At 72.4% G+C, this 20,100-nt stretch carries 20 protein-coding genes; 18 read left to right on the top strand and 2 right to left on the bottom strand.

The window, feature by feature from the left end; all coding sequences use genetic code 11:
* The first annotated feature begins 125 nt into the window (after nucleotides 1-125).
* The 8 genes from ACLQ25_RS10975 (at nucleotide 126) to ACLQ25_RS10940 (ending at nucleotide 6,946) form a co-directional block, all read left to right on the top strand.
* The gene (locus tag ACLQ25_RS10975) at nucleotides 126-614 is read left to right on the top strand and encodes a Na(+)/H(+) antiporter subunit C (protein WP_425730771.1); all 489 of its coding nucleotides are present in this window, start codon (nucleotides 126-128) and stop codon (nucleotides 612-614) included.
* Entirely contained in the window at nucleotides 611-2,116 is a 1,506-nt protein-coding gene (locus ACLQ25_RS10970) for a Na+/H+ antiporter subunit D (RefSeq protein ID WP_425730770.1), read from the top strand. Before ACLQ25_RS10975 ends, ACLQ25_RS10970 begins: the two co-directional genes overlap by 4 nt.
* Nucleotides 2,113-2,712 (top strand): Na+/H+ antiporter subunit E, encoded by a 600-nt coding sequence (locus ACLQ25_RS10965; RefSeq protein WP_425730769.1) that lies wholly within the window; start codon nucleotides 2,113-2,115, stop codon nucleotides 2,710-2,712. Before ACLQ25_RS10970 ends, ACLQ25_RS10965 begins: the two co-directional genes overlap by 4 nt.
* Nucleotides 2,709-2,972 (top strand): monovalent cation/H+ antiporter complex subunit F, encoded by a 264-nt coding sequence (locus ACLQ25_RS10960; protein ID WP_357122555.1) that lies wholly within the window; start codon nucleotides 2,709-2,711, stop codon nucleotides 2,970-2,972. The genes ACLQ25_RS10965 and ACLQ25_RS10960 overlap by 4 nt, the downstream gene beginning before the upstream one ends.
* On the top strand, nucleotides 2,972-3,355 hold the full coding sequence (gene mnhG / locus ACLQ25_RS10955) for a monovalent cation/H(+) antiporter subunit G (protein WP_425730768.1): 384 nt from the start codon (nucleotides 2,972-2,974) through the stop codon (nucleotides 3,353-3,355). The genes ACLQ25_RS10960 and mnhG overlap by 1 nt, the downstream gene beginning before the upstream one ends.
* 161 nt (nucleotides 3,356-3,516) lie before the next feature.
* Nucleotides 3,517-4,884: a hemolysin family protein gene (locus ACLQ25_RS10950; protein WP_425730767.1), complete on the top strand. Its 1,368-nt coding sequence runs from the start codon at nucleotides 3,517-3,519 to the stop codon at nucleotides 4,882-4,884.
* Nucleotides 4,881-5,945 carry a hemolysin family protein gene (locus tag ACLQ25_RS10945; RefSeq protein ID WP_425730766.1) on the top strand — a complete coding sequence of 355 codons (1,065 nt, stop codon included), beginning with the start codon at nucleotides 4,881-4,883 and terminating at the stop codon, nucleotides 5,943-5,945. The genes ACLQ25_RS10950 and ACLQ25_RS10945 overlap by 4 nt, the downstream gene beginning before the upstream one ends.
* 71 nt (nucleotides 5,946-6,016) lie before the next feature.
* Entirely contained in the window at nucleotides 6,017-6,946 is a 930-nt protein-coding gene (locus ACLQ25_RS10940) for a sporulation protein (RefSeq protein WP_425730765.1), read from the top strand.
* 8 nt (nucleotides 6,947-6,954) lie between these two features.
* On the opposite strand, the gene leuE is transcribed toward ACLQ25_RS10940, so the two are convergent.
* A complete protein-coding gene (gene leuE, locus ACLQ25_RS10935) occupies nucleotides 6,955-7,626 on the bottom strand; it encodes a leucine efflux protein LeuE (protein WP_425730795.1) in 672 nt (223 codons plus the stop codon).
* Nucleotides 7,626-8,867: a bifunctional pyridoxamine 5'-phosphate oxidase family protein/GNAT family N-acetyltransferase gene (locus tag ACLQ25_RS10930; RefSeq protein ID WP_425730764.1), complete on the bottom strand. Its 1,242-nt coding sequence runs from the start codon at nucleotides 8,865-8,867 to the stop codon at nucleotides 7,626-7,628. Before ACLQ25_RS10930 ends, leuE begins: the two co-directional genes overlap by 1 nt.
* Before the next feature lie 34 nt (nucleotides 8,868-8,901).
* Between ACLQ25_RS10930 and ACLQ25_RS10925 the strand changes: the two genes are divergently transcribed.
* From ACLQ25_RS10925 to rny, 10 genes are all read left to right on the top strand, one after another.
* Nucleotides 8,902-10,242, top strand: a complete 1,341-nt coding sequence (locus ACLQ25_RS10925; protein ID WP_425730763.1) for an aminotransferase class I/II-fold pyridoxal phosphate-dependent enzyme — start codon at nucleotides 8,902-8,904, stop codon at nucleotides 10,240-10,242.
* A 69-nt stretch (nucleotides 10,243-10,311) separates the two neighbouring features.
* A complete protein-coding gene (locus tag ACLQ25_RS10920) occupies nucleotides 10,312-10,437 on the top strand; it encodes a hypothetical protein (protein WP_425730762.1) in 126 nt (41 codons plus the stop codon).
* 69 nt (nucleotides 10,438-10,506) lie between these two features.
* Nucleotides 10,507-11,211 (top strand): UdgX family uracil-DNA binding protein, encoded by a 705-nt coding sequence (locus tag ACLQ25_RS10915; protein WP_425730761.1) that lies wholly within the window; start codon nucleotides 10,507-10,509, stop codon nucleotides 11,209-11,211.
* A gap of 118 nt (nucleotides 11,212-11,329) precedes the next feature.
* On the top strand, nucleotides 11,330-12,019 hold the full coding sequence (locus ACLQ25_RS10910; RefSeq protein WP_425730760.1) for a TetR/AcrR family transcriptional regulator: 690 nt from the start codon (nucleotides 11,330-11,332) through the stop codon (nucleotides 12,017-12,019).
* Nucleotides 12,020-12,130: 111 nt separating this feature from the next.
* Nucleotides 12,131-13,735: an FAD-dependent oxidoreductase gene (locus ACLQ25_RS10905; protein ID WP_425730759.1), complete on the top strand. Its 1,605-nt coding sequence runs from the start codon at nucleotides 12,131-12,133 to the stop codon at nucleotides 13,733-13,735.
* 251 nt (nucleotides 13,736-13,986) lie between these two features.
* Nucleotides 13,987-15,414, top strand: coding sequence for an MFS transporter (locus ACLQ25_RS10900; RefSeq protein WP_425730758.1), 1,428 nt, complete (start codon nucleotides 13,987-13,989; stop codon nucleotides 15,412-15,414).
* 4 nt (nucleotides 15,415-15,418) lie between these two features.
* Nucleotides 15,419-15,619 (top strand): DUF3046 domain-containing protein, encoded by a 201-nt coding sequence (locus ACLQ25_RS10895; protein WP_355053234.1) that lies wholly within the window; start codon nucleotides 15,419-15,421, stop codon nucleotides 15,617-15,619.
* A gap of 184 nt (nucleotides 15,620-15,803) precedes the next feature.
* Entirely contained in the window at nucleotides 15,804-16,850 is a 1,047-nt protein-coding gene (gene recA, locus ACLQ25_RS10890) for a recombinase RecA (protein ID WP_354884861.1), read from the top strand.
* A gap of 15 nt (nucleotides 16,851-16,865) precedes the next feature.
* On the top strand, nucleotides 16,866-17,558 hold the full coding sequence (locus ACLQ25_RS10885) for a regulatory protein RecX (protein WP_425730757.1): 693 nt from the start codon (nucleotides 16,866-16,868) through the stop codon (nucleotides 17,556-17,558).
* Nucleotides 17,559-18,291: 733 nt separating this feature from the next.
* Nucleotides 18,292-20,058 carry a ribonuclease Y gene (gene rny / locus ACLQ25_RS10880; RefSeq protein ID WP_425730756.1) on the top strand — a complete coding sequence of 589 codons (1,767 nt, stop codon included), beginning with the start codon at nucleotides 18,292-18,294 and terminating at the stop codon, nucleotides 20,056-20,058.
* The last annotated feature ends 42 nt before the right edge of the window (nucleotides 20,059-20,100 follow it).

The raw sequence follows: 20,100 nt of genomic DNA, 5'->3' as shown, positions 1-20,100 counted from the left end.
GGTGCCGTGAGCGCGAGGAGTGAGCCGGGTTTGCGAGCCCCGCAGTCGCGAACCTCAGGTGGTGCCGTGAGCGCGAGGAGTGAGCCGGGTTTGCGAGCCCCGCAGTCGCGAACAGAGGAAGAGCTATGACGGCAGGTGGCGCCGGGCCGACGCTGGTGCTGGTGCTCGCCGTCGCGGCGCTGGTCGGGTGCGGGGTGGTCCTGCTGCTCGAGCGCAGTCTCACCCGGATCCTGCTCGGCGTGATCCTGTTCGGCAACGGCGTCAACCTGCTGATCCTGTTGGGTGGCCGATCGGGTGGCGCTCCCGTCGTGGGCACCGGCCCCGTCGATCGGATGAGTGATCCGCTGGCGCAGGCGATGGTGTTGACCGCCATCGTGATCACGTTCGGGTTCACCGCGTTCCTGCTCGCCGTGGCGTACCGGAGCTGGTATCTCACCGGCGACGACGAGGTGCCTGACGACCTGGAGGACCGCCAGATCATCCGTCGTACGGAGCACCACGAGGTGGGCGCGGTCGACCGTGGCGGGGAGGGCCCGAACGGCGATCCGGAGCAGGTCGACCCGGAGCCGGCCCGCCGTCGACTCCGACGTGGCCAGCAGGACGACGCGTCGTGAGCCGGCTCCTGCCCCTGCCGGTGGTGGTGCCGCTGCTCGGCGCCGCGCTGACCCTGCTGCTGGCGAACCGGCCGCGGGTGCAGCGTACGGTCAGCGTGCTCTGCCTGGCGGTGACGTTCACCGTCGCGCTGGTGCTGCTGGTGCAGGCGTACCGGCACGGGCCGGTGGTGCTCGCGGTCGGTGGGTGGCCGCCACCGGTCGGCATCGTGCTGGTGGCCGACCAGTTGGCCGCGCTGATGCTGGTGGTGTCCTCGGCCGTGACCCTGTGCGTGCTGGTGTACTCGATCGGCCAGGGTCGCAGCGAGACCAGCGAGAGCGCGCCGGTGGTCATCTTCCACCCGACCTACCTGGTGCTCACCGCTGGCGTCACGAACGCGTTCCTGGCGGGCGACCTGTTCAACCTGTTCGTCGGCTTCGAGATCCTGCTGGCGGCCAGCTTCGTGCTGATCACGCTGGGCGGCACCGAGACGCGCATCCGTACCGGATCGACGTACGTGGTGGTCAGCGTCCTCTCCTCGATGATCTTCCTGGCCGGGGTGGGGCTGGTGTACGCGGCCACCGGCACTCTCAACATGGCACAGCTCGCCCAGCGTCTCGACGACCTGCCGGACAACGTCCGCGTGACCCTGCAACTGATGCTGCTGCTCGCGTTCGCGATCAAGGCCGCGGTCTTTCCGTTGTCGGCCTGGCTGCCGGACAGCTATCCCACCGCTCCGGCCCCGGTGACCGCCGTGTTCGCGGGGCTGCTCACCAAGGTGGGCGTGTACGCGATCATCCGTACCGAGACGTTGCTCTTCCCGGGTGGCCAGGTCAATGACCTGCTCATGGTCGTCGCCGGCTTGACGATGGTGGTCGGCATCCTCGGGGCCGTGGCGCAGTCGGACATGAAGCGACTGTTCTCGTTCACCCTGGTGAGCCACATCGGCTACATGATCTTCGGGGTGGCGTTGAGCACCGCGGCCGGGCTCGCCGGGGCGATCTTCTACGTGGTGCACCACATCACCATCCAGACGACCCTGTTCCTGGTCGCCGGGCTGGTCGAGGAGCGCGCCGGCAGCACCGACCTGCGCCGTCTCGGCGGGCTGGCCCGGGTGGCGCCCCTGCTGGGCGTCCTCTTCTTCGTACCGGCGATGAACCTCGCCGGGGTGCCCCCGTTCTCCGGGTTCCTCGGCAAGCTCGGGCTGCTCCAGGCCGGGGTGGCGGCCGGCGGCGCGCTGCCCGCCACGCTGGTGGCGGCCGGGACCCTCACCAGCCTGCTCACCCTGTACGTGGCCTCCCGGGTGTGGAACATCGCGTTCTGGCGGGCGCCCCGGATCGCCACCGACGAACCCACCGTCCGGCTGCCCGCCCTGACCGTCGGCGCGACCGTCGCCCTGGTCGCCCTGGGGGTGTCGCTGACCGTGCTGGCCGGCCCCCTGTTCGACGTCACCGCCGACGCGGCCACCGACCTGCTCTCGCGTACGCCGTACGTGCGCGCTGTCCTGCCCGGCGGCGTGCCGTGACGGGCCGGCGCGGCGCAAACCCGACGGACGCCGCCACCGGAGGTCGGCTCGGGCGTTGGCGGGACCAGACGCTGGCGCTGGGCTGGCTGGTGCTCGTCTGGAACCTGCTCTGGGGTGAGATCAACCTGGCGAACATCATCGGTGGCCTGCTGGTGGGCGGCGCGGTCCTGCTGTTCTTCCCCCTGCCGGCGGTCACCTTCGGCGGGCGGCTGCGCCCGGGGGCGCTGCTGGCGTTCGCCGGTCGGTTCGTCGTCGAACTGGTCACCGCGAGCCTGCACATCGCCCGGATCGCCGTGCAGCCCCGCTACCGGCCCCGTGGCGCGATCATCGCCGTCCCGTTGCGGGTGCGTACGGATCTGAACCTGGCGCTCACCGCTGAGGCGGTCTCGCTGGTGCCCGGCACGCTGGTCCTCAAGGTGGACCGCGAGCCGGGGGTGCTCTACCTGCACGTGCTGGACACCCACGGCCCGGCGGACCTGGCGCTCGCCCGGGACCGCACCCTCGACGTCGAACGACGCATCGTCCGGGCGGTGGGCAGCGCGGACGAACTGCGCCGCGTGGAACCCGGTCCCGCCGAGAAGGGAATCGCCCAGTGATCACGTTCCTGGCCGTCGTCCTCACCGTCCTGCTGTCGGTGACCGCGCTGCTCGTGCTGATCCGGCTCTACCGGGGGCCCTCGCTGCTGGACCGGGTGATCGCGGCGGACATGCTGCTCGCCACCATGGTCGGCGCGGTCGGTGCGGAGGCGGCGGTCAACCGGCACGCCACCACGCTGCCCGTGCTGGTGGTGCTGTCCCTGCTCGGCTTCGTGGGCTCGGTCTCGCTGGTCCGCTTCGCCGTCCGGGAGCGCTCCTGATGCCGGGCGTGCTCGCGACGATCGCCGACTGGCTCGGGGCCGTCTGCCTGGTCGCCGGCGCGCTGCTCGCGCTGTGCGCCGGCATCGGCGTGCTGCGCTTCCCGGACGCCCTGTCCCGGATGCACGCGGCCACCAAGCCCCAGGTGCTCGGCGTGCTCCTGCTGCTGCTCGGGATCGCGCTGCGGCTGCGGTCGCGGGCCGACCTCGGCATGATCCTGCTGGTCGGGGTCTTCCAGTTGGCCACCGCCCCGGTCGCCGCGCAGATGATCGGCCGGGCCGCCTACCGGTCCGGCCGGCTCGACCGGGGCCTGCTGGACGCCGACGAGTTGGCCGGGACCGAGTCGACCGGTGGGCGCGGCGACAGCCGGTCCCGGCCGGGCTGAACAGGACGATCGGCTCCTTCGGCCCACCCCCAGCGGAGTCCCAGGCAACGCCGATAAAATGACGGCATGATCGACTCCTCTGCCCAGGAGGGCAGCAGTAGCCAGCCGGGTCGTGCCCGGCATATCCCCGTCCCGACGACCCCGGGAGCCCTGAGCGTCCCGTGTTGATCGTCGTCGGTCTTCTTCTCATCATCGTGCTCACCGCCGCCACCGGTTACTTCGTGGCGCAGGAGTTCGGCTACGTGGCCGTGGACCGGGGCAAGCTGCGCCAGCTCGCCGACGACGGCGACCAGGCCGCCGCCCGGGCCCTCACCGTCACCAGCCGGCTCTCCTTCGTGCTCTCCGGCGCGCAACTCGGCATCACCGTCACCGCCCTGCTGGTCGGTTACGTCGCCGAGCCGTACCTCGGCGGTGGCCTCGCCGACCTGCTCGGCGTCGCCGGCGTCAGCGAGTCCGTGAGCCTGCCGCTGTCGGTGGCGCTGGCCCTGGTCATCGCCACCGTCGTGCAGATGGTCCTCGGCGAGCTGGCGCCCAAGAACCTCGCCATCGCCCGGGCCGTACCGCTGGCCCGGGCGCTGAGCCGGTCCACGCTCTTCTACCTGGCCATCGCCGGTCCGGTGATCCGGCTCTTCGACCGGGCGTCGGTCCGGCTGCTGCGCCGGGTCGGTATCGAGCCGATCGAGGAGCTGCCCAGCGGGGCCACTCCCGCCGACCTGGAACAGATCATCGCCGAGTCGCGCGAGGAGGGCAGCCTGGACGCCGAGATGTCCACGCTGCTCGACCGAGGGCTCGACTTTCGTGAGCTGACCGCCGGCGAGGCCATGGTGCCCCGGGTCGACGTGCACATCGTCCGTGCGCACGAGCCGGTGAGTCGGGTGGTCGAGCTGCTGGACACCGGCCACTCCCGCTTCCCGGTTCGTGGCGCGGAGGGCGTCGACGACCTGCTCGGCATCGTCGGCATCGCCGACGTGCTCGGCGTACCCCCCGCCGAACGCGCCACCACCCCGGTCAGCGCGGTGGCGGGCCCGCCGCTGCTCGTACCGGAGACCCTGCCCCTGCCCACGGTGCTGGACCGCCTGCGCTCCGGGCACCGGCAGATGGCCTGCGTGGTCGACGAGTACGGCGGTTTCGCCGGCGTGATCACGCTGGAGGACATCGCCGAGGAGCTGGTCGGTCCGATCCGGGACGAGGACGACCCGCCGGAGCGGGCGCCCGCCCGCCAGGACGACGGCTCCTGGGTGGTGCCGGCCCGCTGGCGGATCGACGAGGTCGCCGACAGCACCGGCATCGCGCTGCCCGAGGCCCCGGAGTACGACACGCTCTCCGGGCTGGTCATGCGGGAGCTGGGCCGGGTGCCGGAGGTCGGCGACCGGTTGGAGATCAGCCTGCTGCCCGAGGGCGTCGAGGCCGACGAGGGCGAGGCGGAGCCCCGGGCGCTGGTCGAGGTGCTGGCCGTGGACCGGCACGTCGCCGATTCGGTCCGGCTGCAACTCACCGACCGTGGCGAGCGGCGCGAGGTGTCCGCATGAGCCCCGGCATCGCGTTGATCAGCTCCGGCGTCCTGCTGGGGCTCAACGGGTTCTTCGTGGCCGCCGAGTTCGCCCTGGTGGCCAGCAAGCGGTACCGGCTGGAGCAGGCGGCGGCCACCGGTGGCCGGGCGGCGCGGGCCGCGCTCGACGGCGTCCGCGAGCTGTCGCTGATGCTCGCCGGTGCACAGCTCGGCATCACCCTGTGCACCCTGGGGCTCGGCGCGCTGGCCGAGCCGGCGATCGAGCACCTGGTCAGCCCGCTGCTGCACGTGGTGGGGCTGCCCGACGCGGCCAGTCACATCATCGCCCTGGTCTTCGCCCTCGGGTTGGTGACCTTCCTGCACCTGGTGGTGGGGGAGATGGCACCGAAGTCGTGGGCGATCACCGACGCCGAACGGTCGGCGACGCTGCTCGCGCTGCCGTTCCGGGCCTTCGCCCGGGTGTCCCGGCCGGTGCTGTCCGCGTTGAACGCGCTGGCCAACGCGATCCTGCGCCTGGTCGGCGTCCACCAGCAGGACCAGTTGGCCCAGGTGCACGGCCCGGACGAGCTGCGGATCCTGCTGGAACAGTCCCGCGAGCACGGGCTGCTCGGCGCGGAGCAGCACCAACTGCTCACCAGCATGCTCGAGTTGCAGGGCACGTCGGTGGCGCAGGTGATGGAGCCGTTCGCCACCATGGTCACGGTCCGGCGCGACGACCCGGCCGAGCGGATCGAGCAGGTCAGTCGGGACAGCGGCCGGTCACGGCTGGCGGTGCTGGACGCGGGCGGCGACGTCTGCGGTCTGGTGCACGTCCGGGAGGCGGTACGGGCGGTCACCACCGGTCGGGCCGCCATGGCCGGTGAGCTGATGACACCGGCGTTCACCCTGCCGGCGACGTCCTCGGTCACCGAGGCGGTGGCCGCGATGCGCGCCCGACAGTCGCAGCTCGCGCTGGTCCGCAACGGCGGTGGCCCGGCCCGCCCGATCGGCTTCGTCGCCCTGGAGGATTTGTTGGAGGAGGTCATTGGCGAGTTCGACGACGAGACCGACACGGTGCCGCGCGGCCGCCGACTCCGCTAGGAAATTCCCGCAAGTTCCGGGTGGTCCCCCGCCAGGTCCGCGACAGTTGAGGTGACCTGGCGGGGGGCGCGATGCGGTTGACGGGGGTGTCTCGGGAGTCCGGCTGGACCGGGCTGTCCGTACAGACCACGCTTGGAAACCCGAGCACCCGTCCGGGCCTGCGCCTGCCCGGGCGGGTGACTCTCGCCGCCGGTCCGGACGACGTGCTCGTACGCCACATCCGGCTCGGCCTGGTCACGACGGTCGAGCCGGACGACCCGGCGGCCCCGCGGCGCCTCATGCAGTTCTTCCAGCTGCCGATCGCCGGGCGGTTCGTGGTCCCGGCGGGCCGCCGCCGGGCGGTCGACTTCGCGTTGCCGCTGCCGTGGGAGACCCCGGTGACCACCTTCGGCGGGGTGCCGCTGCTCAGTCTGCGGATGGGTCTGCGGACCGAGGTGTCCGTCGACCCGGACCTGGACCAGGGCGCCATGGTGCCGGTCTTCGTGCACCCGGTCCCCACCCAGCAGCACGTGCTGGCGGCGCTGGACACGCTGGGCTTCTCGATCCGCCAGGCCGGGCTGATGGAGGGCGGTCTGCCCGGGGTGGAGCACGCTCTACCGCTGCACCAGCGGTGGGGCTACTGGGTGGGGCCGCTCTACGCCGGGCCGATCACCGAGCTGGAACTGATCTTCGTGACGAACTCGGCGGGCCTTGAGGTGATCACGTGGATGGACCGGAAGCTGGCCCTGGCCGGGATCACCCACCAGAGCATCAGCCGGTTCCGGATCTGGCACGCCGACGCCGGGCAGCGGGACTGGGTCGCCACCGTGGACGGCTGGCTGCGCCACGCCATCAACCGCCACGCGGCGGCCGCCGCCCACGCCGACTGGTCCGCCCAGATCGGCCATTCCGCCCACGTCAGCCGCCATCCCGACGCCCCGATCAAACCCGGCTACGGCCTGGGCGGCACGGCAGGAGGGGCCGGGGTCGGCGGCGGCTCCGGCGGAGGCGACGGCACCTGAGGTCGGGGTCAGCCTGCGCTGGCGGTGGCTAGTTTGAGGCTGAAGGCCAGGAAGAGCGTTGCCACCGCCGTGGTGCCGCCCACCGCGAGGCGACGGCGGCGGCGGAACTGGGCCGCCAGGAACGTGCCCGCGAAGATCAGCGCGGTCAGGTAGAGCGCGCTGGTGACCTGGGCGATCAGGCCGAGCAGCAGGAACGACAGCGCCGGCCACGCGTACCCGGGGTCGACGAACTGGATGAAGAACGAGATGAAGAAGAGGGTCGCCTTCGGGTTCAGCAGGCTGATCACCAGCGCCTTGCGGAAGGGGCTGCGCAGCTGCTCCGGCTCGGCGGCGTCGATGAGCCGCGGCGTGGTCGGGTCGTTGCGGTCGCGCCAGCGCCGCCAGGCACCGCGCAGCATGGTCAGCCCGACATAAGCAAGGTACGCCGCGCCGGCGTACTTGATCACCAGGAACAACGGTGGGTACGCCTTGAGCAGCGACGCCACCCCGGCGGCGGAGAGGACCATCAGCACCCCGTCGCCGACGAACACCCCGCCCGCCGCCCGGTAGCCGGCCCCCACGCCCCGCTTGGCGGCGGTGGAGAGCACGAAGAGCGAGTTCGGCCCGGGCAGCAGGATGATGGCCACGGTGCCCAGCACGTACGTCCAGATGTCGGTGATCCCCAGCACGCCCGCCATCATCACGCCGCCGGTGCCGTACGGCGAAGTCTTTTCCGCAGCGTGGCCTGTGCGTTCGGCCACTCGTCGACGGTCATGGCGTACTGCACCGTGTCCCGCCACGAGCCGTCCGGACGCTGGCGGTGCATCCGCAGCACACCCTCCCGGGCCGCGCCGAGCCGTTCGATGGCCGCCTGGGACCGAACGTTGCGGATGTCGGTGTGCCAGGCGACCCGTACCGCGCCCAGCTCGTCGAAGGCCCGGCCGAGCAGCAGCAGCTTGGCCTCGGTGTTGATCCCGGTACGCCACCAGGGACGGCCGAGGAAGGTGTGCCCGATCGCCACCGACCGCCGCTCCGGGTCGATCTCGTAGTACGAGGTGCTGCCGACCACCGTCCCGGTCACCGCACAGCGCTGCACCCAGGGCACCCGCTCGCCGCGCTGCTGGGCGGCCAGCGCGGCGGCGATCACCTCGGCGGTCCCGGCCGGCTCGGTGGGCCGCGGAACGGTCAGGTGCCGCCAGACGTCGTCGTCGGCGGTGGCAGCGTGCAGGTCGTCGGCGTGTGCCAGGTCCAGCGGTTCCAGGCGGACGTGCTCGCCGCTCAGCGGCGCCGGGTCGTGCCAGGGTGTACGGATCGTCCGCAGGTACGCCGGCAGCGGCGCGGTGACCCCGGCGGCGGGCTGCGGCAGCCCGGCGGTCAGCCGCAGCGGCAGGACGCCGGCCCAGTGCGGCAGGTGCAGGTCGGCCTCGTCCTCGCGGACGCCGCCGGTGCGCGAGCGGACGGACACCTCGTGCAGCGGCAGCGCCAGTACGGCGGTCTCGGCCAGTTCGCGCCGGTTCGGCGGACGACTGTCAATGCTGCGGCCCGCGCCAACCTTCTCGACGAGCGCGGTGAGCATGGCGCTCTTCTCCGTGGCGTCGGTGACCAGTCGGGCGGTGCCGTGTGCGACCACTGAGCGGTAGTTGGCGCTGTGGTGGAACTGGGAGCGGGCGTACACCAGCCCGTCGAGCAGCGTGACCGCGACGCAGACGGCCAGACCGTCGCCCCGGGCGGCGAGCAGGGGCCGACTGCCGGTGGAGCCGTGCAGGTAGAGGGTGTCGCCGACGCGGACGTGCAGGGTGGGCAGTACGCGGGGCTCGCCGTCCACGGTGAAGCCGAGCGCGCAGTGGTACGCCTCGTCGAGGACGGCGTGTGCCGCCTCGCGGTCGTAGCTCATCCGCTCGCGGGAACGGGTGGCGGTGGTCCGGGCGGTGGGTGGATACATGCGCGGCCCTTTGTTCTAGTACAATCTCTTGTTTGTGTCAGCACGCTATCAGTTCACCGGGGCGACGGCCGCCACGATTTCGGCCAGCATCGAATCGGGCATCCGTACCGGCGCTCTTGCACCCGACGCGGTCCTGCCGTCGGTGCGGGCCCTCGCCGCCGACCTCGCCGTCAGCCCGGCGACCGTCGCCCGCGCCTACCAGGAGCTGCGCCAGCGTGGCGTGCTCACCACCGCCGGCCGGCACGGCACCCGAGTCCGCCCGCGCCCACCGGTGGCCGCCCGTCGCTCCGCGCTGCGCCCCGCGCCCCTGCCCGGCGCGCGTGACCTGTCCCGGGGTGAACCCGACCCGCGGCTGCTGCCCCCGATCGGTCCGCACCTTGCCGCGCTCGCCGCCGACGCCGGCCCGCCGGTCGGCTACTCGCAGGCCGGAGTGCTCCCGGAGTTGGCCGAGGTCGCCCGCGCCCGGCTGCGCGCCGACGGCGTACCCGCCGAGGACCTCACCCTCACCGGTGGAGCGCTGGACGGCATCGAACGCCTCCTCGGCGCCCACCTGCGCCCCGGCGACGCGGTCGCCGTGGAGGACCCCGGCTGGGCCAACCTGCTCGACCTGGTCGCCGCCCTCGGGCTGCGCCCGATCGGCGTGCCGGTGGACGACGAGGGGCCGCTCACGGCCGGGGTGGCGGCCGCGCTGAGCGCTGGCGCGCGGGCGCTTGTGGTCACCAGCCGCGCCCAGAACCCGACCGGCGCGGCCGTCTCCGCGGCCCGCGCCAAGGAGCTGCGCGCGCTGCTCGCCGGGCGGCGGGACCTGCTGCTCATCGAGGACGACCACGCCGCCGAGCTGGCCCGCGTACCCCTGCACCCGCTTGCCGGCACGACCGCGAGCTGGGCCTTCGTGCGGTCGGTGAGCAAACCCTTCGGCCCGGACCTGCGACTGGCGGTGCTGGCCGGCGACGAGACCACCGTGGCCCGGGTGACCGGCCGGACGCGGGTCGGCGCGGGCTGGGTGTCCACCGTGCTGCAACGGCTGGTGCTGGCCCTGTGGCGGGACCCGGCGGTCGACGACCTCGTCGGCCGTGCGGCGCAGAGCTACGAGTTGCGACGGACGGGTCTGGTGGCCGCCCTCGCCGAGCACGGCCTAACCGCCCACGGCCGCAGCGGCATCAACGTCTGGCTGCCGGTGCCGGACGAGACCAGCGTGGTCACCGCGTTACGTGATGCGGGCTGGGTGGTGGCGCCCGGCGCCCTCTACCGGATCGCCGCCCCGCCCGCCGTGCGCGTCACCGTCAGTTCCCTGGCCGTGGAGGACCTGACGCCGCTGGCCGCCGCCCTGGCCCGCGCCACCCGTCCCGATCTCCCGTCCGGGTTCGCCACCTGACCCGTGGCGACCCGGTCGGGAGGTTTGCCGTGTCCGTGGTGGGTATGCGCGCCGGTGGAGGTGGCTGACATGGCTTCAGGCGGCAATCGAGGGCTCTGGATCGGGGTCGCGGTCGCGGTCATCGTGATCATCATCGTGCTGATCGCGCTCGCGTCGTGTGGTGGCGGCGGCGGTGGCGGTGGCGGCGGGTACTGACGGGGGACCGTCGGATTTCACCTGGGGCGTATCCGGCAGGGCCTGCCGAACAGGTATATAACAGTCGGCATGGCCGAGCAGACCGACGCCGCCCCCGGCGCCCAACGGTTCATCCCTCCCGATGCCGACACCATCGAGGGGTTGCGGGCGGCCTCGGGCGGCTGTCGCGGCTGCGAGCTGTACCGGGACGCCACGCAGACCGTCTTCGGGCGGGGCGACGAGAGCGCCCGCGTGGTGCTCGTGGGCGAGCAGCCCGGCGACATGGAGGACCAGAAGGGCCTGCCCTTCGTCGGTCCCGCCGGTCGGCTGCTGCGCAAGGCCGTCGACGACGCCGGCCTCGACCCGGCCGCGCTGTACCTCACGAACGCCGTGAAGCATTTCCATTTTGAGGTGCGCGGCAAGCGGCGCATCCACCAGACGCCGGACCGGATCCACATCGCCGCCTGCCGTCCCTGGCTGGTCGCCGAGTTTGCCCGGCTCGACCCGGCGATCGTGGTGGTGCTCGGCGCCACCGCCGCCAAGGCGCTGCTCGGCCCGTCCTTCCGGGTGACGAGGCAGCGCGGCGAACTGCTGCCCTGGCCCGCGTCGGCCCAGCACCCCGAGGACTTCCAGCGGGTCCCGGTGGACCGCGCCGGCGCGGTGGCCGACGCTCCGCCGACCCGGCTGCTGGCGACCATCCACCCGTCCGCGGTGCTGCGCGCCGACGACCAGGACGCCGCGTACGAGGGGCTGGTCGCCGACCTCACCGTCGCCGCCCGCGCCCTCACCGGATAGCCGCGCGGCGTCGTCACGCCCGCTCGCGTCGGGCAGGGCGTCAGCCGGCGGTGTCGGAGTAGACCTCGACGTAGATTACCGACGTTAAGTTTCCTGTCCACCGTATTAGGGTGACGGCATGACAGAGCGCCGTTCTCCATCGTCGGTGTGGCTACGCTCGGAGTCCTCCCGGACGCAGCGCCGGCCACCACTGACGATCGACCGGATCGTGGGCGCGGCGGTCGACCTGCTCGACGAGCACGGCATCGACGGCCTCACGATGCGCAGCCTCGCCCAGCGCCTCACCGTGACGGCGACCGCCCTGTACTGGCACGTGCGGACCAAGGACGACGTGCTGGACCTGGCGATGGACCAGATCTTCGGCGACGTGCCGATCCCCGACGCGACCGAGGACTGGCCGGGGGACATCCGCGTCCTCGTTCGCGGCTGGCGCTCCGCCATGCTCCGGCATCCCTGGGCGCCGGGCCTGGTCGGGCGGCCGATGCTCGGTCCCAACGTGTTGGCCCGCACCGAGTTCCTCCAGGCGGCGCTGGTGCGTGGCGGCTGCCGTGGCCGCCACCTCGCCGTGGCCACGCGAACACTGGCCAACTACGTCATCGGCGCCTCGCTCACCGAAGCCACCTGGCGCAGGAGCGCCGACCCGGACGCGCGGGCCGCCGCCCGCGACCATGTCACCGCACACGCCGACGCCTACCCGACCCTCAACGCCTCCGGCCATCTCGACGACTCCAGGTGGGGCGACGACCTGCTGTTCGAGGAGGGTCTGGACGGCGTTCTCCGCTCGGTGGCACGGCACCCACCGTCCTGAGTGTCTCCGCGGCATTCAGAAGACCGGATACCTCCTGGAAACCGCGTTGGGTGATCGGTGTAACACGCCCTCCACAGACTCACGTGAGTCGATCTTGTTGGGGAGGCGTTCATGAGTGATCAGACGCAGTCGACGGTGAGCCGGCGCGGATTCCTGCGCGCGGTCGGGGTCAGCGGCGGGGCCGGCGCGATGCTCGCCACGATGGGCGCCATGGGTCTCGCGCCCAGCGCCGCCGCGTCGCCGACGCCGGCCTTCCGGGCGCCGGAACCGTCCGACTTCACCCTGTCCGGGCGGCCGGGCGCCAGCGTCGTGGTGCTGGGCGGCGGCATCGCGGGGCTCACCGCCGCGTACGAGCTGGGCAAGGCGGGGTACCACTGCACGGTCCTGGAGGCGCGGCACCGCGTCGGCGGGCGGAACCTGACCATCCGGGGTGGCGACGTCGAGACCGACCTCGACGGCCACACCCAGCGGGGCGGCTTCTCCGACGGCGTCTACTTCAACGCCGGGCCGGGCCGGATCGCACAGTGGATGGTCACCATGGACTACTGCCGAGAGCTGGGCGTACCCGTCGAGGTCTTCACCAACCAGAACGCCGACGCCTGGATCTACAACGAGTCCGCCGGGATGACCGAGCCGGTCCGCTACCGCACCGCCAAGGCCGACGTCTACGGCTACGTCGCGGAGATGCTCGCGAAGGCTACCGACCAGGGCGCGTTGGACGCGCGACTCACCACCGAGGACCGGGAGCGGCTGCTGTCGTTCCTGCAGAGCTTCGGCGCGATCGGCGGGCGTGCGAGCGACTGGGCGTACACCGGGACCAGCCGTCGCGGCTTCTCCACGTACCCCGGCGCGGGTAACGACGTCGGCAGCATGCTCGGTGCGCCGCCGGCGCTGTCCGACGTCTTCGCCAGCAACGTGGGCCGGTACTTCTCCTTCGAGTTCGGCTACGACCAGGCGATGCTGATGTTCCAGCCGGTCGGTGGGATGGACCAGATCCCCCGCGCCCTCGCCAAGGCCGTCGGCGGGCACCGGATCCGCCTCAACGCCGAGGTGACCGGAGTGACGGACCGGGGCAGCCGGGTCGAGGTGACCTATCGCCAGGGCGGCCGGCTGTCGCAGATCACCGCCGACTACTGCGTGGCCGCGCTGCCACCGCACCTGATGGCCCGGGTGCCGCACAACCTCGGCGTCGACGTGACCGCCGCTCTGGCCGACTTCCCCGTCACCGCCGCCGGCAAGATCGGTCTGGAGTACCGCAGCCGCTGGTGGGAGACCGACCAGCGGATCTACGGCGGCATCACCGAGACCGACCTGGACCTGTCGCACATCTGGTACCCGTCCTACGGCTTCCACGGCAAGCGGGGTCTGGTCGTCGGCTACTACAACACCGGGGCGAACGCCCGGGCCTACAGCGGGCTCACCCCCGAGCTGCGCCAGGAGCGGGCGGTCAGCCAGGGCGTGAAGATCCACGGCGACAAGTACCGCAGCGAGCTGGTCACCTCGTACTCGCACGCCTGGGACCGCACCCGCTACATCGAGGGCGCCTGGACCTCGCCCCGGTACGGCACCGCCGGATACGACCGGCTGCTCCAGCCGGCCGGGCGGGTCTACTTCGCCGGGGACTGGCTCAGTCACGAGGTGGCCTGGCAGCACGGCGCGTTCGTGGCGGCCCGCGCGGCGGTGTCCTCCCTACACCAGCGGGTGATGACCGGCTGACCGTTCACGCGTCCCCTCCGACGTGACCGGCTGACCGTCCACGCGTCCCCCACCGACGCCGGCCAAGATCCGCGCACCTTCGGGGAAACTGCTGCTTCCCGGCGCGCCGAGCCAGCACCTTCCCTGAAGTTGCGCGGATCTTGCGGGTCGTCCGGGTCGTCCGGGCGTGCGGGGGCAGGCGGCGCCGCCTGCGGGGCGTCGGGGTCGGAGTGGGTGCGCGAGGATGGGAGCCCCGTCCTCGAGGAGCGCCGATGGCCACCGACCTGACCGAGCCGCGTACCGTCGCCCGACTCGACGTCGCGCCGATTCAGCGGCGCACCATGCGGCTGCTCTTCACCACCCAGATCATCGGCGGCATCGGCGTGACCATCGGCATCTCCGTCGGCGCGCTGCTCGCCGACCGGGTCGCCGGCACCGCGCTGGCCGGTATCGCGCAGAGCGCCGGGGTGGTCGGCGCGGCGCTGCTCGCCGTCCCGGTCACCCGGATCATGGCCCGGCACGGCCGCCGGCCCGGCCTGGTGCTGGCGTACACGGTGGGCGCCGTCGGGGGCGTCCTCGTGGTGTTGGCGGCGGCCACCCACTCGGTGCCGCTGCTCCTTCTCGGCATGCTGCTGTTCGGTGGCGGCACCGCCGCCAACCTCCAGGCCCGCTACACCGCCGTGGACCTCGCCGAGCCGGCCCGTCGAGGTCGCCAGCTCTCACTGATCGTCTGGGCCACCACCATCGGCGCGGTGGCCGCGCCGAACTTCGCCGCCCTGGCCGACCGGGTGACCACCGGCTGGGGGCTGCCCGCGCTGGCCGGCCCGTTCGCGTTCAGCGCGGCAGCGTTCGTGCTGGCTGCCGTCGTACTCCTCGGCCTGTTGCGGCCCGACCCGCTGCTCACCGCGCGGCGACTCGCGGCGGCCGACGCCGCGTCCGTGCCCGACGGTCACGGGCCGGTCGCCGCCGTGCCGTCGGGCGGTGCGGCGGCGGCGACCGCGCCCGGCCCCACCGCCGGGACCGCCGCGTCGCCAGCGGGCGGTGGCGACGGGCCGGCCGCCGCGCCGGTCGGTGCCCGCGCGCCGCACGGCGCCGGGATGCGGGCGGCCTGGTCGGTGGTACGCGCTCAGCCCGCCGCCCGGCTCGGCATCGCCGCGGTGGCGGTGGGTCACCTGGTGATGGTGGCGGTGATGGCGATGACCCCGGTGCGGCTCGGTGAGTCACACGCCGACGCCGACGTGCTGCGGCTGGTCGGGATCGTGCTGAGTCTGCACATCGCCGGCATGTACGCGTTCTCCCCGGTCGTCGGCTGGCTCACCGACCGGCTCGGCCGGCGGGCGGTGATCCTGGGCGGGGTCGGACTGCTGCTGGCCGCCTGCGCGGTGGCCGGCACCGCCGGGCACCACACGCCTCGGCTCTCGGTCGGTCTCGTCCTGCTCGGGCTGGGCTGGTCGGGGACGATGGTGGCCGGCTCCACGCTGCTCTCCGAGTCGGTGTCGGCCGATGTGCGGCCGAGCGTCCAGGGATTCTCGGACATGATCATGGGGCTGGCGGGCGCGAGTGCCGCGGTGCTCAGCGGGTTTGTCATGCAGGTGGCCGGATATCCCGTGCTCACCCTGCTCGCGGCGGTCGCGACCGTGCCCCTGGTGGCGCTAGCGTTGCGCCCGGTGCCGACCGGGGCGCCGGATGAGGAGGGTTGATCACGTGCGGCTGACCGACTTCTGGGCGCGGTTGGAGGAGGCGTTCGGGCCGGGCTACGCGGCCAGCATCGCCCGGGATCAGGTGCTGTCCCAGCTTGGCGGCCGGACCATCGAGCAGGCGTTGTCGGCGGGGGAGCGGACGAACGTGGTGTGGCGGGCGGTCTGCGCCGCGTATCCCGACCGCGTACCCGCGCGACTACGCTGAGCAGCCTTTTCGTCGGTTCCGCGTGTCGCTTGTCGAGTCGTACACCTGTTCGGCTATTGTCCACAGCGGGGTGCTCGTCCACAGCTCGCGGCCCGTCGGCTGGTTTTCTGTCGGACCTAGCGCCTAGCGTGTCCGCGTGACGCGAAGCTCAGCAAAGACGCCGGCGAAGGCAGGGGTGGCAACCATGGCAGCAGGGCCTGACCGGGAGAAGGCACTCGACCTTGCTCTCGCTCAGATTGACAAGCAGTTCGGCAAGGGCTCGGTGATGCGGCTGGGAGAGCGGCCGGTCGTTCAGACCGCCGTGATCCCGACCGGTTCCATCGCCCTCGATGTGGCGCTCGGCGTGGGCGGCCTGCCGCGCGGCCGGGTGGTCGAGATCTACGGCCCCGAGTCCAGCGGTAAGACCACGGTGGCCCTGCACTCGGTGGCCAGCGCCCAGCGGGCCGGCGGCATCGCCGCCTTCATCGACGCCGAGCACGCGCTCGACCCGGAGTACGCGAAGGCCCTCGGCGTCGACACCGACGCGATGCTGGTCTCCCAGCCGGACACGGGCGAGCAGGCGCTGGAGATCGCCGACATGCTGATCCGCTCGGGCGCGATCGACATCATCGTGATCGACTCGGTGGCGGCCCTGGTGCCCCGCGCCGAGATCGAGGGCGAGATGGGCGACAGCCACGTGGGTCTCCAGGCCCGGCTGATGAGCCAGGCGCTGCGCAAGATCACCGGTGTGCTCAGCAACACCGGCACCACGGCGATCTTCATCAACCAGCTCCGGGAAAAGATCGGCGTGATGTTCGGCAGCCCGGAGACCACGACCGGTGGTCGGGCGCTGAAGTTCTACGCCTCGGTCCGGCTCGACGTGCGCCGTATCGAGAGCCTCAAGGACGGCACCGACGTGGTCGGTAACCGCACCCGGGTCAAGGTCGTGAAGAACAAGGTGGCCGCGCCGTTCAAGCAGGCCGAGTTCGACATCATGTACGGCAAGGGCATCTCGCGCGAGGGCTCGCTGATCGATGTCGGCGTGGAGCAGGCGATCATCCGCAAGTCCGGCGCGTGGTACACGTACGACGGTGACCAGCTCGGCCAGGGCAAGGAGAAGGCCCGGGAGTTCCTGAAGGAGAACCCGGACGTGGCCGCCGAGATCGAGAAGAAGATCCTGGAGAAGCTCGGCGTCGGGGTCGGCGCGGGCGACGCCGCCGGTGGCCCGGAGCTGCCGCCGGTCGATTTCTGACCGGGTCGCTGACCGATGGCAGGACGACGCGCCCGTACGGGGCGGGGCTGGGATGCCAGTCCGCCTCGTACGGGCGACGCCGCCGATCCGCCGCGTCCCCGCCGGGGCGGTCGTCGGGCCGAGTCGCCGGCCGACGAGCAGGCGTCCACGCCGCGCGACGAGTCCGAGGTGGCGCGCGAGATCTGCCTGCGCCAACTCGCCGTGCGGCCGCGTACCCGCGCCGAGCTGGCCGGGGCGCTGGCCAAGCGGGGCATCTCCGAAGAGGTGTCGGCCGAGGTGCTCGACCGGTACGACGAGGTCGGCATCATCGACGACGCCGCGTTCGCCCGAGCCTGGGTGTCGAGTCGACACTCCGGGCGCGGTCTCGCGCGCCGGGCGCTCGCCAACGAGCTGCGCCGCAAGGGCGTGGACGGCGAGGTGGCCACCGAGGCGTTGGGCGAGTTGGACGAGGAGACCGAGGCGGAGACCGCCCGTGGCCTCGTGGAGCGCAAACTGCGTACCGCCCGGGGTGAGCCGGACGCGGTCTTTCGCCGGCTGGTGGGCATGCTGGCCCGCAAGGGTTACCCGCCCGGCGTGGCCATCCGGGCGGTGAAGGACGCGCTCGCCGCACAGAGCGCCGAGGCGGCCGAGTTCGCCGAGCAGATCGACGCCGACGCCCTGGCCGATGCCGAGGGCGAGTTGGAGCGGGACAGCCGCCCGACCGACTGAGCGGCACGCGCCGAGTGCGGTAGGGGCGTGACCCGATGCGGAAAGCCTGCGGTCGGTCCCGCGCTGACCCACCCAAGATCGTGCTCGCCCGCCCAAGATCGTGCTCGATCCAGGATTCAGTGGGGTCCGCGCGAGGTGAGGCCACTACTTCCAGGATCGAGCACGATCTTGGAGGGACGGGTCCCGACGGGCCGGCGTCGGGTCGCGGGTGTCACATCGAAGGGCCGTCGGCGGACCTGTGCGGTCGCTGAACAGGCACGACGGTCGAATCAAGGCGTCGGCTCGCCGCCTTTGTCCTGCCGTGTCCGACACGACATCAGCTTTGCGTGACGCTGCAACTTCTCTCCGTTCGGGGGGTTTGATCATGAGTCCTTGACCAGACCGCCCTCGGAGACCTAGCCTCGCCATACAGGCTCACATTGCCCGACCATTGCAGGCTAAGCGCACAACATAGATCTCGTAACAGAACAGCATCACTTTGGCCGGCTCCACGGCCTTTGGCGGCAGTTCCGGACTGGCCGGTCCGGCACGCCGCGACAACTGCACCCGGTCGCCGACGATGCCCGAGGGCACCGCCGGCGGAGAGAGCTATCTACGGCCAGCCGCTCCGGTCGGGCGTCCACAGCCGCAGGAGTGTGCCCTGGGCACAGTCGCTGCGGTCATGACGTTCAGGGGAGGCGGCCATGGCGGGGCGGCGGCACAGGCGCACGGATGGACCTCGCGGGGTTCCGGCATGAACGCCCTCGACGTGGTGCTTCTCGCTGCCGTCCTGATCCTCGCCGTGGTCGTGGTCGCGGCGGTGCTGGTCGGCATCCGGACGCTGCGCCGGCTGGGCACGGCGCCCGCCCCGGAGGATCCCGCCTTCATCGCCGAGAAGGACCGTCAGGAGCAGTCCCTGGCCGCCCTGCGCGACGCGGCCGACCAGGCGAACAGCACGATCGACGTGGCGAAGTCCGCCGCCTCCGCGGCCCGTGCCGAGGCTGCCGGGGCGAAGGCCGAGGCGAAGGCGGCCCGCGCCGAGGCCCGGCGGGTGCTCGACGACGCCCGCGCCGAGGCGGACACCGTGCTGGAACGGGCGCACAAGCAGGCCGAGGCGGACGCCGAGCAGCTCCGCACGACCGCGCGCCGCAGCGGCGAGCGGGAGGTCGCGGTGCTCGCCGCCACGACCCGCGAACAGGCCGCCGAGGTGGAGCGGCGAGCGGCCCGGATGGACGAGCGGGAGCGGCTGCACACCGAGGAGGTCGAGCGGTTCGCCGAGCGGGAGCGGCAGCTCACCGCGGCGAGCGCCGCCCTCGCCGCCCGGGAGTCCGCGATCGCCCAGCGTGAGGCCGAACTGGCCGAGGCCGAGGAGCTGCGCCGCCGGGAGTTGGAGCGGGTGGCCAGCCTCACCGCCGAGTCCGCCCGGTTGGAGCTGATCGAGGCGATCGAGACGTCCGCCAAGCGGGAGGCCGCGCTCCTGGTACGCGACATCGAGTCCGACGCGCGCAACACCGCCGAGCAGCGGGCCCGGCACATCGTGGTGGACGCGATCCAGCGGGTCGCCAGCGAACAGACCGCCGAGAGCGTCGTCAGCGTCCTGCACCTGCCCGGCGACGAGATGAAGGGCCGCATCATCGGCCGCGAGGGCCGCAACATCCGCGCCTTCGAGTCGGTGACCGGCGTCAACCTGATCATCGACGACACCCCCGAGGCCGTGCTGCTCTCCTGCTTCGACCCGGTGCGCCGCGAGGTCGGCCGGCTCACCCTCGAGAAGCTGGTGCTGGACGGGCGGATCCACCCGCACCGGATCGAGGAGGTCTACGACCTGGCCCGCCAGGAGGTGGAGCAGCTCTGCCTGCGCGCCGCCGAGGACGCCCTGGTCGAGGTCGGCATTACCGAAATCCACCCGGAGCTGGTGACCCTGCTGGGCCGGCTGCGCTACCGCACCTCGTACGGGCAGAACGTGCTCAAGCACCTCGTCGAGACCGCGCACATCGCCGGCATCATGGCCGCCGAGCTGCGGCTGGACGTGCCCACCATCAAGCGGTCGGCGTTCCTGCACGACATCGGCAAGGCGCTCACCCACGAGGTCGAGGGCAGCCACGCCATCATCGGCGCCGACCTGGCCCGCAAGTACGGCGAGCACGAGGACGTGGTGCACGCCATCGAGGCGCACCACAACGAGGTGCCCCCACAGACCATCGAGGCCGTCCTCACCCAGGCGTCCGACGCCTGCTCCGGCGGTCGGCCGGGCGCGCGGCGGGAGAGCCTCGAGGCGTACGTCAAGCGGCTGGAGCGGATCGAGGAGATCGCGGCCGGCAAGCTCGGCGTGGACAAGGTCTTCGCCATGCAGGCCGGCCGGGAGATCCGGGTGATGGTCAAGCCGGACGACGTCGACGACATCGGCGCTGCCGTGCTGGCCCGCGACGTGGCCAAGCAGATCGAGGAGGAGCTGACCTACCCGGGTCAGATCCGGGTCACCGTGGTCCGCGAGTCCCGGGTCACCGAGATCGCCCGCTGACCGGCAGATGCGCGACGGGCGGGTGGCTGAGGCCACCCGCCC

The organism is Micromonospora sp. DT44 (assembly GCF_049841635.1).
Classification (GTDB): Bacteria; Actinomycetota; Actinomycetes; order Mycobacteriales; family Micromonosporaceae; genus Micromonospora.
This window is presented reverse-complemented; position numbering and strand designations above follow the sequence as displayed.

Coding starts and splice junctions, on each gene's coding strand:
- mnhG (WP_425730768.1), top strand. CDS start 2,972: ATGCCGGGCGTGCTCGCGACGATCGCCGACTGGCTCGGGGCCGTCTGC.
- leuE (WP_425730795.1), bottom strand. CDS start 7,626: ATGATGGCGGGCGTGCTGGGGATCACCGACATCTGGACGTACGTGCTG.
- ACLQ25_RS10930 (WP_425730764.1), bottom strand. CDS start 8,867: ATGTATCCACCCACCGCCCGGACCACCGCCACCCGTTCCCGCGAGCGG.
- ACLQ25_RS10915 (WP_425730761.1), top strand. CDS start 10,507: ATGGCCGAGCAGACCGACGCCGCCCCCGGCGCCCAACGGTTCATCCCT.
- rny (WP_425730756.1), top strand. CDS start 18,292: ATGAACGCCCTCGACGTGGTGCTTCTCGCTGCCGTCCTGATCCTCGCC.
- recA (WP_354884861.1), top strand. CDS start 15,804: ATGGCAGCAGGGCCTGACCGGGAGAAGGCACTCGACCTTGCTCTCGCT.
- ACLQ25_RS10885 (WP_425730757.1), top strand. CDS start 16,866: ATGGCAGGACGACGCGCCCGTACGGGGCGGGGCTGGGATGCCAGTCCG.
- ACLQ25_RS10910 (WP_425730760.1), top strand. CDS start 11,330: ATGACAGAGCGCCGTTCTCCATCGTCGGTGTGGCTACGCTCGGAGTCC.
- ACLQ25_RS10940 (WP_425730765.1), top strand. CDS start 6,017: ATGCGGTTGACGGGGGTGTCTCGGGAGTCCGGCTGGACCGGGCTGTCC.
- ACLQ25_RS10900 (WP_425730758.1), top strand. CDS start 13,987: ATGGCCACCGACCTGACCGAGCCGCGTACCGTCGCCCGACTCGACGTC.
- ACLQ25_RS10975 (WP_425730771.1), top strand. CDS start 126: ATGACGGCAGGTGGCGCCGGGCCGACGCTGGTGCTGGTGCTCGCCGTC.
- ACLQ25_RS10905 (WP_425730759.1), top strand. CDS start 12,131: ATGAGTGATCAGACGCAGTCGACGGTGAGCCGGCGCGGATTCCTGCGC.
- ACLQ25_RS10945 (WP_425730766.1), top strand. CDS start 4,881: ATGAGCCCCGGCATCGCGTTGATCAGCTCCGGCGTCCTGCTGGGGCTC.
- ACLQ25_RS10920 (WP_425730762.1), top strand. CDS start 10,312: ATGGCTTCAGGCGGCAATCGAGGGCTCTGGATCGGGGTCGCGGTCGCG.